16 protein-coding genes are annotated in these 17141 nt (G+C 69.1%); 9 read left to right on the plus strand and 7 right to left on the minus strand.

Going from position 1 to position 17141, the window contains the following annotated elements:
* Positions 1–826: 826 nt before the first annotated feature.
* Complete coding sequence (dnaA, locus tag OG361_RS20220) at positions 827–2575, minus strand: chromosomal replication initiator protein DnaA (protein ID WP_405855482.1); 1749 nt, start codon at positions 2573–2575, stop codon at positions 827–829.
* Between the two features lie 395 nt (positions 2576–2970).
* Here dnaA and rpmH point away from each other — a divergent pair, with 395 nt between their 5' ends.
* The 9 genes from rpmH to OG361_RS20265 all read left to right on the plus strand — a co-directional run bounded on the left by rpmH (position 2971) and on the right by OG361_RS20265 (position 9710).
* A complete protein-coding gene (gene rpmH / locus OG361_RS20225; RefSeq protein WP_006381191.1) occupies positions 2971–3108 on the plus strand; it encodes a 50S ribosomal protein L34 in 138 nt (45 codons plus the stop codon).
* Between the two features lie 21 nt (positions 3109–3129).
* On the plus strand, positions 3130–3501 hold the full coding sequence (rnpA, locus tag OG361_RS20230) for a ribonuclease P protein component (protein WP_384577287.1): 372 nt from the start codon (positions 3130–3132) through the stop codon (positions 3499–3501).
* Positions 3498–3824: a membrane protein insertion efficiency factor YidD gene (gene yidD, locus OG361_RS20235; protein ID WP_015034858.1), complete on the plus strand. Its 327-nt coding sequence runs from the start codon at positions 3498–3500 to the stop codon at positions 3822–3824. The genes rnpA and yidD overlap by 4 nt, the downstream gene beginning before the upstream one ends.
* A gap of 3 nt (positions 3825–3827) precedes the next feature.
* Complete coding sequence (yidC, locus tag OG361_RS20240; RefSeq protein WP_405855485.1) at positions 3828–5162, plus strand: membrane protein insertase YidC; 1335 nt, start codon at positions 3828–3830, stop codon at positions 5160–5162.
* Between the two features lie 14 nt (positions 5163–5176).
* The gene (locus OG361_RS20245; RefSeq protein ID WP_384577292.1) at positions 5177–5689 is read left to right on the plus strand and encodes a protein jag; all 513 of its coding nucleotides are present in this window, start codon (positions 5177–5179) and stop codon (positions 5687–5689) included.
* A 117-nt stretch (positions 5690–5806) separates the two neighbouring features.
* On the plus strand, positions 5807–6523 hold the full coding sequence (gene rsmG / locus OG361_RS20250; protein WP_405855487.1) for a 16S rRNA (guanine(527)-N(7))-methyltransferase RsmG: 717 nt from the start codon (positions 5807–5809) through the stop codon (positions 6521–6523).
* A 236-nt stretch (positions 6524–6759) separates the two neighbouring features.
* Entirely contained in the window at positions 6760–7836 is a 1077-nt protein-coding gene (locus tag OG361_RS20255; protein WP_405855489.1) for a ParA family protein, read from the plus strand.
* Positions 7833–8933, plus strand: a complete 1101-nt coding sequence (locus OG361_RS20260) for a ParB/RepB/Spo0J family partition protein (RefSeq protein WP_405855491.1) — start codon at positions 7833–7835, stop codon at positions 8931–8933. The genes OG361_RS20255 and OG361_RS20260 overlap by 4 nt, the downstream gene beginning before the upstream one ends.
* A gap of 159 nt (positions 8934–9092) precedes the next feature.
* Positions 9093–9710: a GNAT family N-acetyltransferase gene (locus OG361_RS20265; RefSeq protein ID WP_405855493.1), complete on the plus strand. Its 618-nt coding sequence runs from the start codon at positions 9093–9095 to the stop codon at positions 9708–9710.
* Between the two features lie 80 nt (positions 9711–9790).
* On the opposite strand, the gene trxA is transcribed toward OG361_RS20265, so the two are convergent.
* From trxA to murJ, 6 genes are all read right to left on the minus strand, one after another.
* Entirely contained in the window at positions 9791–10123 is a 333-nt protein-coding gene (trxA, locus tag OG361_RS20270; protein ID WP_323182571.1) for a thioredoxin, read from the minus strand.
* Between the two features lie 47 nt (positions 10124–10170).
* Positions 10171–11136, minus strand: a complete 966-nt coding sequence (gene trxB, locus OG361_RS20275; RefSeq protein ID WP_384577300.1) for a thioredoxin-disulfide reductase — start codon at positions 11134–11136, stop codon at positions 10171–10173.
* 140 nt (positions 11137–11276) lie between these two features.
* Positions 11277–12212, minus strand: coding sequence for a zf-HC2 domain-containing protein (locus tag OG361_RS20280; protein WP_405855496.1), 936 nt, complete (start codon positions 12210–12212; stop codon positions 11277–11279).
* Positions 12209–12919, minus strand: a complete 711-nt coding sequence (gene sigM, locus OG361_RS20285) for an RNA polymerase sigma factor SigM (RefSeq protein WP_405855498.1) — start codon at positions 12917–12919, stop codon at positions 12209–12211. The genes OG361_RS20280 and sigM overlap by 4 nt, the downstream gene beginning before the upstream one ends.
* Before the next feature lie 107 nt (positions 12920–13026).
* Positions 13027–14751, minus strand: coding sequence for a protein kinase family protein (locus OG361_RS20290; RefSeq protein ID WP_405855500.1), 1725 nt, complete (start codon positions 14749–14751; stop codon positions 13027–13029).
* Between the two features lie 117 nt (positions 14752–14868).
* Positions 14869–17100, minus strand: coding sequence for a murein biosynthesis integral membrane protein MurJ (gene murJ, locus OG361_RS20295; RefSeq protein ID WP_405855502.1), 2232 nt, complete (start codon positions 17098–17100; stop codon positions 14869–14871).
* Positions 17101–17141 lie beyond the last annotated feature (41 nt).

Consider the following 17141-nt stretch of genomic DNA (forward strand, 5'->3'; position numbering starts at 1 on the left):
CACTTCGAAGCGAATTCCGGGCTAACTCTATGTGGGAGTAGTAGTAGGGCCTGTGGAAACGGTGGATAACGTCGTTTTCGCAGGTCAGACCCGTTTTTTTGTCCACCGACCCTGTGGGTGGAACCCGTGGACAACCGGGGTTCTCTGTGGACACCGAAAAGTTCTGCACACCCGGTACACAGGCCATGGGGAGTTCTCCCCAGCGCTGTCCCCAGCTTTACCCACGTTCCCCACAGCCCAACCGTCTCCCTTGGTGTGACGGCTTTCACTCGACGCGGTGAGCGGGGACGATTCGTTGCCGAACAGTGGACAGGGGTGTGGAGAAGCTGTGGGCAACCGACGGCCCCCTGTGGGCAGCCAGTGGACAACTTTCCCGGCCCCCTGTGGACGAAAATTCTATCCACAGGCTGTGGAGAGTGGTTGCCAACAAATCCACAAGCGCTTGACCTGGGGTGATGACCTGTCAGTAGGTCGTCCTGTGGACAGGATCCGGATAACTCGACAGTCCCCACCCTGTGGACGGGAGATCATCCCCCAATCTGTGGAGAACCCGCCACCGGAACGGGGTAATCGAACACCCCGCGCTCGTACACAGCTGTGCACAGCGAACTGAGGCACCCCCGGGAGTGGCTCGGAGCAGCCTCGGGAGGGGTCCGGAGCGGCCTCGGGAGCGGGCGGAAAGTGCGTCGGAAGCGGTTCAGGACCGGCATCCGGGAACGCCGAAGGGCGCCCCAGGAGGTGTCCCGGGGCGCCCTTCGGTCGCTGTCGTGCGGGCTGTCGCGGCGCTCTGCCGCGGTGGTCCGTCAGCCGTCGTCGCGGCGGTCCGTCAGCCGTTCTTGATGCGGTTGGTGAGCTCGGTGACCTGGTTGTAGATGGAGCGCCGCTCCGCCATCAGGGCGCGGATCTTCCGGTCCGCGTGCATCACCGTCGTATGGTCCCGGCCGCCGAACTGCGCGCCGATCTTCGGCAGCGACAGGTCCGTCAGCTCACGGCACAGGTACATGGCGATCTGCCGTGCCGTCACCAGGACGCGGCTGCGCGAGGATCCGCAGAGGTCCTCCACCGTCAGCCCGAAGTAGTCGGCCGTGGCCGCCATGATCGCGGGAGCGGTGATCTCCGGCGAGCTGTCCTCGCCGCCGGGGATCAGGTCCTTGAGGACGATCTCGGTGAGGCCGAGGTCCACCGGCTGCCGGTTGAGGCTCGCGAAGGCCGTCACCCGGATCAGCGCGCCCTCCAGCTCGCGGATGTTCCGCGAGATCCGGGAGGCGATGAACTCCAGCACCTCCGGCGGGGCGTTCAGCTGCTCCTGCACCGCCTTCTTGCGGAGGATCGCGATACGCGTCTCCAGCTCGGGCGGCTGCACATCGGTGGTGAGGCCCCACTCGAAGCGGTTGCGGAGCCGGTCCTCCAGGGTCACCAGCTGCTTGGGTGGCCGGTCGGAGGAGAGCACGATCTGCTTGTTGGCGTTGTGCAGCGTGTTGAAGGTGTGGAAGAACTCCTCCTGCGTCGACTCCTTGCTCGCGAGGAACTGGATGTCGTCGACGAGCAGGATGTCCACATCGCGGTAGCGCTTGCGGAAGGCGTCGCCCTTGCCGTCGCGGATCGAGTTGATGAACTCGTTGGTGAACTCCTCGGAGCTCACGTACCGCACGCGGGTCCCCGGATAGAGGCTCCGCGCGTAGTGGCCGATGGCGTGCAGCAGGTGGGTCTTGCCGAGCCCCGACTCCCCGTAGATGAAGAGCGGGTTGTACGCCTTCGCCGGCGCCTCGGCCACCGCGACGGCGGCGGCGTGCGCGAAGCGGTTCGAGGAACCGATGACGAAGGTGTCGAAGAGGTACTTGGGGTTCAGCCGCGCGTGCTGCTCGCCGGGCGCGCCGGAGCCCTGGCCGGTGGAGGAGCCGGAGCCGCCGCCCGGACCGCCCGGCCGCGGGCCGGGACGGGCGCCGTGGCCCTGCGGGTCGGGCAGCTCGGCTCGCTCGGGCCGCCGCGGCTGCTCGTACCCCCGGGGAGGCTCGTCGTAGCGGGACTGCCGGGACTGCTCCGGACCGGTGTACGGGGCGCGCTCCTGGTAGCCGCCGAGCCGAGGCTGCTGCCAGGACAGGTCCTCCTGGGTGCGCGGCCAGGCGCCGGGGTCGGGCCGCTGCGGCTGCTGGTAGTCCGGATAGGCCGGGCGCGCGGTGGGCAGCCCGTCGTCGGACATCGGACGGTGTCCGTAGCCTTCGTACTTCTCGTACGGGTCGGGCTGCGGGCGCTCGTCGTAGCGCGGCTGCTGCGCGGGAGGCGCGGGCGGCGTCGGCTCGCCGACGGAGTCGTCGACGGTGATCGCGATCCGGATCGGGCGACCGCACTCGCGGCTGAGGGTCTCGCTGATCAGCGGGGCCAGCCGGCCCTCGAGGACGCGCTTGCCCCACTCGTTGGGTACGGCGAGGAGAGCGGTGTCGGCCACCAGGGCGAGCGGCTGGCAGCGCTCGATCCACTGCTTGTCCTTGGGTTCGATCCCCTGCTGGCCTTCGCCGAGGAGGTGCTCGAGGACGCGTGGCCACACTGCGGCAAGATCGGCAGGTACGTCAGCCACGGGGCACGCTTTCTCGCAGGTCCCACGATGGTGTGGTTCTCGGGGACGGTGGGTCGAAGTCCGTAGAGGACGGGTCCGTGAGGACAGGTGAGGACAGAACGGAAAAGACTGTGGAGTCTCACCACGGTAGTCGGGGCGGCTGACGTGGTTCAAGTTGTTGTCCACAGCCTGTGCATAATGGACCATGGCAACAGGTCGGTTTGACCGGATGGCGTAGCCGCGCGTACCGTGACCAGGTCGAGTTGTCGATGGCTGCTGCCGCCTGCCTCCGATGGGCAAAGATCACATTTTGTGGTCGCGAAGCGGTGCTATCGGGCGTTACGAGCTACTCGTGGGCGCACGGTGACAGCCAGGCGATGTCCCGCCACCACCCGAATCATTTCTGGAGCCCCCGAGTGAGCAAGCGCACCTTCCAGCCGAACAACCGTCGTCGCGCGAAGACCCACGGCTTCCGCCTGCGCATGCGCACCCGTGCCGGCCGCGCCATCCTGGCGAACCGCCGTGGCAAGGGTCGCGCGAGCCTGTCCGCCTGATCCACTTAAACAGGTCATGACGTGCTGCCTACCGAGAATCGGCTGAGGCGGCGCGAGGACTTCGCAACCGCGGTACGCCGAGGTCGCCGGGCCGGTCGCCCGCTCCTCGTCGTCCACCTACGCAGCGGTGCAACGGACCCGCACGCGCCTGGGGAGAGCGCTCCCCCGACGCGTGCGGGTTTCGTCGTGAGCAAGGCCGTGGGCGTTGCGGTCGTACGCAACCAGGTGAAGCGTCGCCTGCGCCATCTTCTCCGAGACCGTCTCACCGAGCTGCCCCCCGGTAGCCTGGTGGTCGTACGGGCGTTGCCCGGAGCCGGTGACGCCGACCACGCACAGCTGGCCCGAGACCTGGACGCCGCTTTTCAGCGGCTGCTGGGAGGGGGCACGCGATGAAGTACCCGCTGCTGGCTCTCATCAAGCTGTACCAGTGGACGATCAGCCCTCTTCTGGGCCCCGTCTGCCGGTACTACCCGTCGTGTTCCCACTACGGATTCACGGCCATCGACCGGCATGGCGCGATCAAGGGCACGGCCCTGACCGCCTGGCGCATCCTGCGGTGCAATCCGTGGTCGCCCGGCGGAGTGGACCACGTCCCCCCGCGTAAGCGTCCTCGCTGGCACGAAATGCTGAGGAACGCGTTGCGCGGCGACAAGGGCGGGTCCACCGCCGAGACGAGCCCGGCCGCAGAGACCTCGCCCAATGCTCAAGGAGCCTGATTAGTGGACACGATTGCCAGTCTGTTCAGCTTCATCACCACCCCTGTCTCATGGGTGATCGTCCAGTTCCACAAGGTGTACGGGGCGATCTTCGGCCCTGACACGGGCTGGGCCTGGGGCCTGTCCATCGTGTCCCTCGTGGTGCTGATCCGTATCTGCCTGATCCCGCTGTTCGTCAAGCAGATCAAGTCGACCCGGAACATGCAGGCGCTCCAGCCGAAGATGAAGGCGATCCAGGAGCGCTACAAGAGCGATAAGCAGCGTCAGTCCGAAGAGATGATGAAGCTGTACAAGGAGACGGGTACCAACCCGCTCTCCTCGTGCCTTCCCATCCTGGCGCAGTCGCCGTTCTTCTTCGCGCTGTACCACGTGCTCTCCAACATCGCCGAGGGCGACACGGTCGGCGTCATCAACCAGTCGCTGCTCGACAGCGCCCGTCAGGCGCACATCTTCGGCGCCCCGCTGGCCTCGAAGTTCACGGACTCCGCCGCCGAGGTCGCCGCTCTCGACGCCTCGATCACTTCGGTCCGCATCGTCACCGCGATCATGATCGTCATGATGTCGGCCTCGCAGTTCTTCACCCAGCGCCAGCTGATGATGAAGAACGTCGACCTCTCGGTGAAGACCCCGTACATGCAGCAGCAGAAGATGCTCATGTACATCTTCCCGGTGATCTTCGCCGTCATGGGCATCAACTTCCCCGTCGGTGTTCTCGTCTACTGGCTGACCACCAACGTGTGGACCATGGGCCAGCAGATGTACGTGATCAACCAGAACCCGACCCCGGGCAGCAAGGCGCAGGACTCCTACCTCCAGCGCCTCCTGAAGAACGTCACCACGCATGGCGAGGTCCGCGGCCGCCGTCGGAAGAACATCGTCAAGGTCATCGTCGCCAAGGGCAGCGACCGCAACGAGAACGAGCGCCGCTTCTTCGCGGGCCTGACCAAGGCCGGCTTCGCGGCCCAGGCCGACGGCACCGTGATCAAGAGCGACACGATCGTGGCCGAGGCCGAGGGCGGCGTCGCCGGCAAGCGCCAGCAGCCCAAGCGCCAGACCAAGGCCCAGCGCCAGGCCGCCGCCGCGCAGCAGGCCGCGGCGAAGGATGCCGAGGAAGTCTCCGAGCCGGCCGCCGAGCAGGCGACCACCTCGCTGGAGAAGAAGCCGCAGGGTTCGGCGAAGGCCGACGCTGAGGTCGAGACGAAGGACGAGGCGAAGGACGAGGCGCAGGGCGACAAGCCCACGCGCCCGAGCCGTGCCAACTCCGGGGGCTCCCGTCAGGGCAAGTCCGGTCAGCGCAAGGGCCAGCAGCGGCCCAAGCACCCGTCGTCCAAGAAGTAAGAAGGAGACCATCCGTGACGGAAGGCATCACCTCCGCCGCCGCCGAGGGTGGCGACACCCTGACCCGCCTGGAGCAGGAGGGTGAGATCGCGGCCGACTACCTCGAGGGTCTGCTCGACATCGCCGACCTCGACGGCGACATCGACATGGACGTCGAGGCGGACCGCGCCGCGGTCTCGATCGTCAGCGACTCCAGCAGCCGCGACCTGCAGAAGCTCGTCGGCCGTGACGGCGAGGTCCTGGAGGCTCTCCAGGAGCTGACCCGCCTGGCCGTGCACCGTGAGACCGGTGACCGCAGCCGGCTCATGCTCGACATCGCCGGTTTCCGTGCCCAGAAGCGAACCGAGCTCGCCGAGCTGGGTGCCAAGGCCGCGGACGAGGTGAAGTCCACCGGTGAGCCGGTCAAGCTGGACCCGATGACCCCGTTCGAGCGCAAGGTCGTGCACGACGCGATCGCCGCCGCCGGTCTGCGCAGCGAGTCCGAGGGCGAGGAGCCGCAGCGCTTCGTCGTCGTACTCCCGGCCTGATCCCTCTCGTAGTGTCGGCCCCGTCTGTCCGCAGGCGGGGCCGATCTTTGTCAGCCTGATAGTCAGCCACCACAGTGCGCCCGCAGAGAATGCGTGCGGTACGGAAGGACGGTTCCCGTGACGGAGGCAGCGGAGCTCCCGGAGGCGCCGGAGCAGGCGCGGACAGTCTTCGGTGAGCACTTCCCGGAGGCTGTGCGGTACGCGGAGCTCCTCGCGGACGCGGGTGTGAAGCGCGGCCTGATCGGCCCGCGTGAAGTCCCGCGGCTGTGGGAGCGGCACCTGCTGAACTGCGCAGTCCTCTCCGAGGTCGTCCCCGAGGGCGTCACGGTCTGCGATGTGGGCTCGGGCGCCGGTCTTCCCGGCATCCCCCTGGCGCTGGTCCGGCCCGACCTCAAGATCACTCTCCTGGAGCCGCTGCTGCGCCGGACGAACTTCCTCCAGGAAGTCGTCGAGCTGCTCGGCCTCGACCATGTGACCGTGGTCCGCGGTCGCGCGGAGGAGATGCTCGGCAAGATCACGCCCGTCCATGTGGTGACCGCTCGCGCGGTGGCTCCGCTGGACCGGCTGGCCGGCTGGGGCGTTCCTCTGCTCCGTCCCTACGGCGAGATGCTCGCCCTCAAGGGCGACACCGCGGAGGAGGAGATCAACGGTGCTCGCGCCGCGCTCGCCAAGCTCGGTGTGGTGGAGACCGAGGTCCTACACGTGGGTGAGGGGATCGTGGATCCGCTGTCGACGGTCGTCCGGGTAGAGGTCGGGGAGAGCCCGGGCGGGGTACGGTTCGCGGCCAAGCGTGCCAAGGCCGCCCGGACGAGCAAGACCCGACGACGCCGCTGAGCGTCGCATACGTACCATTTCGGAGTGTCGAACGGTCCCGGCCGGGCAGCAGGGGCATGGTGTTTCACGTGAAACGTCGCTCCCTGCTGCAGGGGATCTTCAGCCGCGGTCGCGAGGCTGCCACGCCCCGGGACCGTAAGCCTCGCATGAATCCATTCGCGAGGGTTACGGAGTTGTCCACAGAGGTGGATTCACCCACAGAACCCCCGGTCTCGCTGGTTCACGACCCCGAAAGCATGGCAGGCTCTGCTCATCGCGAGCCTGAAGCTGAGGAGAGTGAATCCTTGCGGTCCGACGCCAACATCGCGGGACCGATGACCGATCCGGTCCCCGGTCCCCGAACCGAATCGGTGGGGGAGGATGTTTCACGTGAAACACCGCCCCCGATGGACGACACCCCCATTGGTCGTGCTGCCCAACTGGCAGTAGAAGCCTTGGGTCGTGCCGGTGAGGGACTTCCCCGACCGGCTGAGACTCGCGTGATGGTGGTCGCCAATCAGAAGGGCGGCGTGGGCAAGACGACCACGACGGTCAACCTTGCCGCCTCCCTGGCACTGCACGGCGCCCGGGTCCTGGTCATCGACCTGGACCCGCAGGGCAACGCCTCCACGGCGCTCGGTATCGATCACCATGCCGAGGTCCCCTCGATCTATGACGTCCTGGTGGACAGCAGGCCGCTCTCCGAAGTGGTGCAGCCCGTCATGGACGTCGAGGGTCTCTTCTGTGCCCCCGCCACCATCGATCTCGCCGGTGCGGAGATCGAGCTGGTGTCGCTCGTGGCACGTGAGAGCCGCCTGCAGCGGGCGATCCAGGCTTACGAGCAGCCGCTCGACTACATCCTGATCGACTGCCCGCCCTCGCTCGGACTGCTCACGGTCAACGCCATGGTGGCGGGAGCCGAAGTGCTGATCCCGATCCAGTGCGAGTACTACGCACTGGAGGGCCTCGGCCAGCTCCTGCGGAACGTCGAACTGGTTCGGGGACACCTGAACCCGGGGCTCCACGTCTCGACGATCCTGCTCACCATGTACGACGGCCGGACGAGGCTTGCCTCCCAGGTCGCCGACGAGGTGCGCACCCACTTTGCCGAGGAGGTGCTGCGGACCAGCATCCCGAGGTCCGTCCGCATCTCGGAGGCGCCGAGCTACGGCCAGACGGTCCTTACCTACGATCCGGGCTCCAGCGGTGCGCTGTCGTACCTCGAAGCGGCCCGCGAGATCGCGCTGCGGGGTGCCGCCGTGCACTACGACCCGCAGCACGCCCATGCAGGGCACCAGAACAACCAGCGCAGCATGTCGGAGGGGATCCAGTGAGTGAGCGACGTAGGGGATTGGGGCGTGGGCTCGGTTCGCTGATTCCCACGGCTCCCCAGGAGCGGCAGGCGCCGATGGTCGGCGTCGGAGCGGAGGCGACCTCCTCCGGTGCCGGCCCCGTCCTGACCTCGGAGCGGGGTGTGGCCGCGGCGAAGCTGGCGAGGCTTCCGCACAGCACCCAGTCCCCCGAATCGACGGCGGCCTGGAGCGAGGCCGAGGCGGTGGCCCTGCCGGAGGCTCCGACCGGGGCCTACTTCACCGAGCTTCCGATCGACGCCATCGTTCCCAACCCGCACCAGCCCCGTGAGGTGTTCGACGAGGACGCCCTCGCCGAGCTCGTCGTCTCCATCAAGGAGGTCGGCCTTCTTCAGCCCGTGATCGTGCGCAAGGTCGGTGACGAGCGCTACGAGCTCGTCATGGGTGAGCGTCGTCTGCGGGCCTCGACGACCGCCGGTCTTGAGCGGATCCCGGCGATCGTCCGGGACACCGACGACGAGAAGATGCTCCTGGACGCCCTCCTGGAGAACCTCCACCGGGCCCAGCTGAACGCGATCGAAGAGGCTCACGCCTACGAGCAGCTGCTCAAGGACTTCGGCTGCACCCATGACCAGCTCGCGGAGCGGATCGGGCGTTCGCGCCCGCAGATCTCCAACACGCTGCGTCTGCTGCGTCTCTCTGCCCCGGTGCAGCGGAGGGTCGCCGCCGGCGTGCTCTCCGCCGGCCACGCGCGGGCCCTGCTCGGAGTGGAAGACCCCGAGGCCCAGGATCAGCTGGCCTACCGGATCGTCGCCGAGGGCCTCTCCGTGCGTACCGTCGAGGAGATCGTGAGCGTGATGGGCTCCGAGGAGCCCACCGCCGCGGTCAAGACGAAGGGCCCGCGTGCCGGGGGGCGTGTCTCGCCCGCGCTGACCGACCTCGCTTCGCGGCTCTCGGATCGCTTCGAGACCCGGGTGAAGGTCGATCTGGGGCAGAAGAAGGGAAAGATCGTCGTCGAGTTCGCCTCGATGGACGACCTGGACCGGATCCTCTCGACCCTGGCCCCCGGCGAGGGGAAGGTCATGGACCACAAGAACACCGAGCAGAGCGAGCAGGTCTGACGTTCGCGCTTCTCTGAGGCCGCCCAGGGCGGGCCGAGCTCCGGTCTTACCGGAACACGGCCCGCCCTTTGCCTGTGAGCGGTATCCCCTTGATCGGCCGGTCGATACGATTCTGAGAGGCGTATCCGTGCTCGATGGCGAGGGAAGCGAGGGGAAGCCGTGGGGCGTCGGCTCGTACCGCTCACGCTGGACAACCTTTCGGATCTTCCCCAGCGATGCCGCTCCTGTGTCTTCTGGGAGCTCGACCCGGTGAGCGGAGAGGCCGCCGTGAAGGCGGGGCGTCCGGAGGTGGAGAAGGAAGCCTGGATCTCCGCCGTCCTGCTCGAATGGGGATCCTGCGGCCGGGTGGTCTACGTGGACGAGGTGCCCGTCGGCTACGTCCTCTACGCTCCCCCGGCCTATGTGCCGCGGTCGACGGCCTTCCCCACCAGTCCCGTGGCGGCCGACGCCGTCCAGCTGATAACGGCCTGGATCATGCCGGGCTATCAGGGACAGGGCCTGGGCCGCATGGTCGTACAGACCGTGGCCAAGGACGTGATGAGGCGGGGCTTCAAGGCGATCGAGGCATTCGGTGATGCCCGGTGGAAGGAACCGGCCTGTGTACTGCCGGCCGACCATCTTCTGGCCGTGGGCTTCAAGACGGTCCGGCCGCACCACGCCTTCCCCCGGCTGAGGCTGGAGCTCCGGACGACGCTCTCCTGGAAGGAGGACGTCGAGATGGCTCTGGACCGCTTGCTCGGCGCCGTGAAGAAGGAGCCCGCCCTGCGGCCTCTCTGAAGGGTGTCCTGCGGAGACAGACGAACGGCCCGCCCCCGGAGGGGCGGGCCGTTCGTGTTTCACGTGAAACAGAGAGCGTGTCAGCCCTTCGCGGGCTCGACGAAGCCTTCCAGGTCGCGCAGGATGGCGGCCTTCGGCTTGGCGCCGACGATCGTCTTCACGACCTCGCCACCCTGGTAGACGTTCAGCGTCGGGATGGACATGACGCCGTACTTGGCGGCCGTGGCCGGGTTCTCATCGATGTTGAGCTTCACGATCTCGATCTCGCCGTGCTCCGCGGCGATGGCCTCCAGCGAAGGGGCGATCTGGCGGCACGGGCCGCACCACGCCGCCCAGAAGTCCACCAGCACGGGCTTGTCGCTCTTGAGGACGTCCTCTTCGAAGGAAGCATCGGTCACAGTCTTCAGGGCCACGGCGGCCTCCTTGTTTTCGCGGGGTGTGGGGTGAGGAAGGACGAGGGTCAGACCGCGGGGGTCTCGGCCAGCTTCTCGCTGTCGGCGAGGGCGGCCAGGAAACGCTCGGCGTCGAGCGCGGCGGAGCAGCCGGTGCCGGCGGCCGTGATGGCCTGACGGTAGGTGTGGTCGACGACGTCGCCCGCACCGAAGACACCGGTGACGTTCGTGCGGGTCGACGGGGCGGCCACCTTCAGGTAGCCCTCGTCGTCCAGCTCCAGCTGGCCCTTGAAGAGCTCGGTCCGCGGGTCGTGGCCCACGGCGATGAAGAGGCCGGTGACGGGCAGCTCGCGAGTGGCGCCGGTCTTCGTGTCGCGCAGGGTCAGACCGCTGAGCTTCTGCTCGCCGTGGATCTCGGTGACCTCGCTGTCCCAGGCGAACGAGATCTTCGGGTCGGCGAAGGCGCGCTCCTGCATGGCCTTCGAGGCACGCAGGCTGTCGCGGCGGTGGACGATCGTGACGGACTTGGCGAAGCGCGAGAGGAAGGTGGCCTCCTCGATCGCGGTGTCACCACCGCCGACAACGGCGATGTCGTGGTCCTTGAAGAAGAACCCGTCGCAGGTGGCGCACCAGGAGACACCGCGGCCCGAGAGCGCGTCCTCGTTGGGGAGGCCGAGCTTGCGGTGCTGGGAGCCCGTGGTGACGATGACCGCCTTGGCGCGGTGCACGGTGCCGGCGGTGTCGGTGACGGTCTTGATGTCGCCGGACAGGTCCACGGCGATGACGTCGTCGGGGATCAGCTCGGCGCCGAAGCGCTCGGCCTGGGCCCGCATGTTGTCCATCAGGTCCGGGCCCATGATGCCGTCACGGAAGCCGGGGAAGTTCTCGACCTCGGTCGTGTTCATCAGAGCGCCACCGGCAGTGACAGCGCCCTCGAAGACCAGGGGGTTCAGCGACGCTCGGGCGGTGTAGAGCGCAGCGGTGTAACCCGCGGGCCCGGAACCAATGATGATCACATTACGGACGTCGCTCACGGGTTTCTTCCTCGTCTCTGCAGACTGCCACTGCCTACGGGGGCGGTTGTCTCGGTCACTCTCACCCCACCCAACGGATCCTAAGGGGCGTCCATTCCCGGGATTGCCGCGCGGCACGGTGAGAGGGGCAGGGAACGAGGTCAGGAGCGCGGGTACGTCTCGCTGAGCAGGAGATCTGCTGCGGGGCTTCCGGTGCTTGTCGGCCGGTCGGCACAGGAGGCATCGAGGACGTAGGCCTGGACCCGGGTGCTGTCCGCGGGGTCCGCCAGGACGAGCAGATAGGCGGCTGTTCCCCGGTATTCGCCCCGCTCGTGGGCGAGGACGGCGTCGGTGCGGCCGGTGCCGGCCAGGACACAGCCGGGAACGGCGCTGTCCCTGTTCCGCTGGGGGGTGGTGGTGCCCTCGGCGGACATCGATTCGGGTGCGATTCCCTGAGGGGTCTTGGGGGCCACGGAGTCTCCGGCGAGGAGCGTGTGGACGCGGTCCTCGACCGGTTCCCCGGAGAAGGGGCTCACGGCCGCCGCGGCGGGGGCGTCCGCCTTCCTGGTGTCGCCCGCGCTGCCGGCGGTCGGGACGCCGGTCTGGCTGAGGTAGAGGCTCGTCCCGAGGGCGAGGGCCCCGAAGGCGGCACCGAGTGTGGAGAGCAGGGCGATCCGGCGTCGACGGGGCTTTCCGGGGCGACCGGGGCCGGTGGCCGCCGTGGGCCGGCCGGCGGGGCGCTCCGCGACAGGGGAGGGCCTGCCGGAGGGAACCGGTGCGGTCGGGGTGGGCGATGTTTCACGTGAAACAGGGGTGGAGCTCTCGGGCGCGGTGGCCTGGAGGAGGGCTTCGGCGGCGAGCGCGGCGTCGATCCGGCCGGCGATCTCGGCGGGCATACGGGGCGGCCCGGGCAGAGTGCCCAGGAGGCCCCTGATCTCCTCCAGGGAGGCCCGTACGTCCGCGCAGAGGGGGCAGCCGTCCAGATGGCGGCGCACGGCGGCGGAACGGGTCGGTGAGAGGAGCCCTTCCGTGAGATCGGAGATCTCCGAGACGTCCGGGTGCTGTGTCGTGTCGGCCTTGCCGGTCGTGGAAGTCACGCGCGCCCACCTCCGCCCTTCACAGCAGCTGGATCTGTCGGTCCGGTATCCGTCGGCCCCGGCACCGGTGGGACGGATGCCCCCGGCGTCCGGTTCCTTCCCCCTTCGGTGGCCTCGTTACCCACTGTGTCGGCGCGCAGATGAGTGACCATCGGGAGGAGGCGTGCCCGCCCCCGTGCGCAGCGGCTTTTCACGGTTCCGGTGGGGACGCCAAGGATACGTGCCGCCTCCGCGACCGGGTATCCCTGCATGTCGACGAGGACGAGGGCGGCGCGCTGGTCGGCGGGGATCCGGGCGAGGGCGGCAAGGAGCTCGCGATGGAGATCCTGGCGCTCCGCAGGGGCCTCAGCCGACTCGTGGGGGTCGAGGAGCTGCTCGAAGCGGTCGGTGTCGTCGACGGGTGAGGTGCGGCGGGAGGCGGTCTTGCGGGCGCGGTCGAGGCAGGCGTTCACCGTGATGCGGTGGAGCCAGGTCGTGACGGCCGACTGGCCGCGGAAGGTGTGGGCGGACCGGAAGGCCGACAGCAGGGCGTCCTGGACGGCGTCGGCGGCCTCCTCGCGGTCCCTCAGGGTTCGCAGGGCCACCGCCCACAGGCGGTCGCGGTGACGGCGCACGAGCTCACCGAAGGCGTCCGGGTCCCCGGCGACATGGCGCGCCAGGAGTTCCTCGTCCGCCGCCGCCCGGAGGTCGTCCTTCGCAGACGCCACGATTCCCCTCTTCGCTCGGCAGCCGTGCAGGCATTCAATCCGGTCCGTGCCCGGAAGTAAATGAGCGCCGAGCTGGGCTCGGCGCTCATCGGGTTGCCTCGTCGCGACTAGGGGGTGGTCCCCTGGAAGGAGACGTTCGTGATGGCCTGCTTGTAGCCGGATCCGAAGAACTGGTCGCCGTTGGAGTACGGCACGGAGGTCAGCCAGAGCAGCACGTAGCGGGTCTTGACGGGTGTCTTGGTCTCCGGCTTCGCCGTCGAGTCCGAGCTCTCGACCGTGGCGATCTCCTTCATGGAGTCCGGGGTGCCGGAGGGGGACAGCGAGTCCGCCGCGTACAGGGTGACCGTGGTGTGCGGGCCGCCGTAGCGGAACGCTATGGACGCGGACGAGACGTTCTGCTCGCTCCCGAGGTCGTAGACGATGCCGACGCCCTGCTTGTAGGGCGCCAGCACGGGACCGTCGACGAAGGTCTTCGTGCGCCAGTACGTGGAGCTGTCGCTGTCGTAGGTCTCGCCGACCCCGTCGGAGTGCTGGGGCAGCCCGTCCGGGGCGTACTCCTCGGCCGACCGGATCGCGAGCGGCTTGGGAGGCTCCGGCTTCTCGTCGTCGATCGTCGGAGACGTGTTCGGCGTCTTCGAGGTGGTGTCCGGGGCGAGGAGCCGGTCCGCGATCTGCCAGCTGCCGAGTCCCAGCGCGGCGATCAGCAGCGCCGAGACGGCCCACTTCAGTGCCCTGCCGGTACGGCTCTGCAGCGGCGGCGGTGGGACGACGACCGGCTGGGTGACGGCCGGCCGTGCCTGGGGGCGCCCGTAGGTGCCCTGCTGGTACGTCGTGCGCTGGTAGTCGGGCGGGGCGGGGAACTCCGGCTCCGGCGGCTTGACGCGGGGCATCGCGGCCACGGCCTTGGCGAGCTCGTCCGGGGTCGTGCAGGGCGGCTCCTGGCGCGAGGCGGTGGCCCCGTCGTTGGCGAGGGCGCGCATGGCGATCTCGGAGAGGCCGCGGTGGACCCCGGCCCGCACCTGGTCGGGCGGGAGCAGCCCCACGCCCTTGGGGAGCCCGGAGAGCCCGTAGGCGTCACTGTCGTACGGCCAGCGCTGGGTGAGCGCCGCGTACAGCAGGGCGCCGATGGCCTCGGTGTCGGTGCGCTGCGGACGCTCGGCCGTGATGCCGCGCAGGGCGGCGTTCACGGCGAGGCCGCGGATCCGGTACTGGCCGGTGGAACTGCGCAGCACCGCGCTCGGGGTGAGCCGGAGGTGCGCGAGGCCCTCGCGGTGAGCCGCGGCCATGGCCTGGGAGACCTGGCTGACGAGCTGATAGGCGTCGTGCGCCTCCATCGGGCCGGTCGCGAGCAGCGCGGTCAGCTCGGTGGAGTCGGGCAGCCACTCGTGCACGACGTACACGAGGTCGTTCTCCTCGACGGCGTCGAGGACTTGGACGAACCGGGGGTCGCCGAGCAGCGCCGCGGAACGGGCCGCGGCCAGGACCGAGCGGGCCCGCGGGTGGTCGGCGGGCAGCAGGTGGACTCCGACGGCACGCCGCAGTTTCTCGTCCACGGCACGCCAACTGCTGAAGCCGTCCAGACGGGTGACGCACTCCTCCAGCCGGTAACGTCTGGCCAGTTTGTGCCCGCTGTGCAGCTCCGGTGCCGTGATGGAGGGCTGTTCGCCGCTCTGTCGTTCGACCGCCTTGTTGTTCGTGGACTCGGCGGGCTTCCCCGCCGCCTTCTGCGTTTTCGCCACCCCGTCGGTCGCGGCCTTGTCCGCCTTGGCGGTCAGCGGGTCGTCACCGCTGTTGTCGGCCACGTCGACGGCAGCCGTGCTACGTTCCGCCACCGTCGTTCCTGCCTCCCCATCCGTTGCGCCACATCCAACAGCCATGCCAATTGTGCCCACAGTCCGGCGCTATGCACGACACGCGGTCCCCGCCGATGGTTGTGCGGGGGCACCGAATCAGCGTCCCAGGCGTCCGCGCACCATGCCGACCAGGGTGTTCAGCTCCGCGATCCGCATCCGCTTGGCCGCGACGAAGAAGACACCCAGAAGCACCGCACCGCCGACGACCAGGGCGACGAGCGAGCCCAGGGCGTCCTCGCCCAGGAGCTTGAGGAGCCCGAAGCCGACGCCGCCGGCGACGATCGCGGCCGGCACGGAGGCCATGCAGAGGCGCGCGTAGGTCCGCAGCACATGGGTGCCGTCCAGGTCGCCGCCCAGGCGGTTGCGCAGGCGGCGCCAGGCGATGCCGACACCGACGGCGTAGGCGAGCCCGTAGGAGGCGGCCATGCCGACGACGGCCCACTGCGCGGGCAGGAGCACGTAACAGAGCGCCGAGGCGGCCGCGTTGACGGCGGCGACGATGACGGTGTTGTAGAACGGCGTCCGGGTGTCCTCGTAGGCGTAGAAGCCGCGGAGCACGACGTACTGGACCGAATAGGGGATCAGGCCGAGGCCGAAGGCCATCAGGATGAAGCCCATGCCCTGGGCCGCCTCGACGCCGCTGGAGGCGTAGAGCAGGGTGCACATCGGGACACCGAGCGCCAGGAAGGCGAAGGAGACCGGGACGATCGCGACGGCCGAGTTGCGCAGGCCCTGCGAGATGTCGTCGCGGACGGCGCCGGCGTCGTCGTCGTGGGCGGCGCGGGAGATCCGCGGCAGCAGGGCGGCCATGACGGAGACGGTGATGATGGCCTGCGGCATGCCCCAGATCAGCTGGGCGTTGGAGTAGGCCAGGAAGCCGGCACCGTTCTTCCCGGACTCCTGACCGGCGGCCGTGGCGAGCTGGGTGACGACCAGGACACCCGCCTGGTTGGCGAGGACGAAGAGCACGGTCCACTTGGCGAGCTTGACCGTCTTGCCGAGCCCGTGGCCCTTCCAGTCGAAGCGGGGCCGGAAGCGGAAACCCGTCTCGCGGAGGTACGGGATCATCGCCAGCGCCTGCACGACGAGCCCGAGGAGGGTGCCGATACCGAGCAGGCGGATGCCCTCGTCGGGAATCGTCTGGACACCCATCTGGGACTCGGCGGAGGTGCCGTAGACCCAGATGAACAGGCCGAACGTGACGATCATGACGATGTTGTTGAGGACCGGCGTCCACATCATCGCGCCGAACTTGCCCCGGGCGTTGAGGATCTGGCCCATCACCACATGCACGCCCATGAAGAAGATCGTGGGCAGGCAGTAGCGGGCGAAGGTCACGGCCACGCTGTTGGCCGCGGCGTCGTCGGCGATCGTGTTCGACATCAGCCGGACCAGGACCGGTGCGGCGAGGACGGCCGCCACCACGATCAGGCCGAGCGCCACCATCACGAGGGTGAGCAGGCGGTTGGCGTAGGCCTCGCCGCCGTCCTCGTCGTTCTTCATCGAGCGGACGAGCTGGGGGACGAAGACCGAGTTGAGGCCGCCGCCGACGGTGAGGATGTAGATCATCGTCGGCAGCGTGTAGGCGATGGTGAAGGTGTCACCGAGCAGGGCGGCGCCGAGCGCACCGGTGATCACCAGGCTGCGGACGAATCCGGTGAGCCGGGAGACCAGGGTGCCGGCCGCCATCACGGCGCTCGACTTGAGCAGCCCGGAGGCGCGGCCGGACTTCTTGGGGGCGGGGGCGGGGGCAGGCATGGGGTCCGGCTCCGTGGCGGGCGGGGGCACCTGGCCCGGCATCTGCTGGTCCCGGTAGAGGTGCGCGAACGCGTCCGCTTCCGGCTGCTCCTCGCTCGCACGGGTCACCAGGTCGTCGACACCGGTGAACTGGACTGTGCGCGCGTCGTCGCCGTACGGGAGGTGGCGTGAGGTGCCGTCGGGCTCGGGTGCCGGGGTCTGCGCCCACACGCGGGGGTCCGGGGCGTGCTGGGGCGCGGCGGGCTGCTGGTAGAGCGGCTGGGGCTCCTGGTAGGTGCCGGGCGGGGGCGGCGGGTGCGCGGCGCGGTCGTAGAGCGCCTCGGTCACCGGGTCCTGCGCGGACAGGTCCTGGGCCAGGTACGGGTCGTGGGCGAAGGCGTCCTGGACGTACGGATCCTGGGCGTAGGGGTTCTGCTCGTAGGGATGCTGCCCGTGCGGGTCAGGGGCGCCCTGCTGCGGGGACGGCGGCACCGGTGGGTACCCGGAACCGGGGGGTGTCGCGGGCGTCCCACCGGACGGCGCCGGGCCGCCCGCGCCCTGGCCGCGGTCACCGTCGTACGGCGCGTTCATGGTTACCCCACCTCATCGTCCCCGGCCGACCGGCCACGACA

The organism is Streptomyces sp. NBC_00090 (genome assembly GCF_045160815.1).
In the GTDB taxonomy this organism is placed as follows: Bacteria; Actinomycetota; Actinomycetes; order Streptomycetales; family Streptomycetaceae; genus Streptomyces.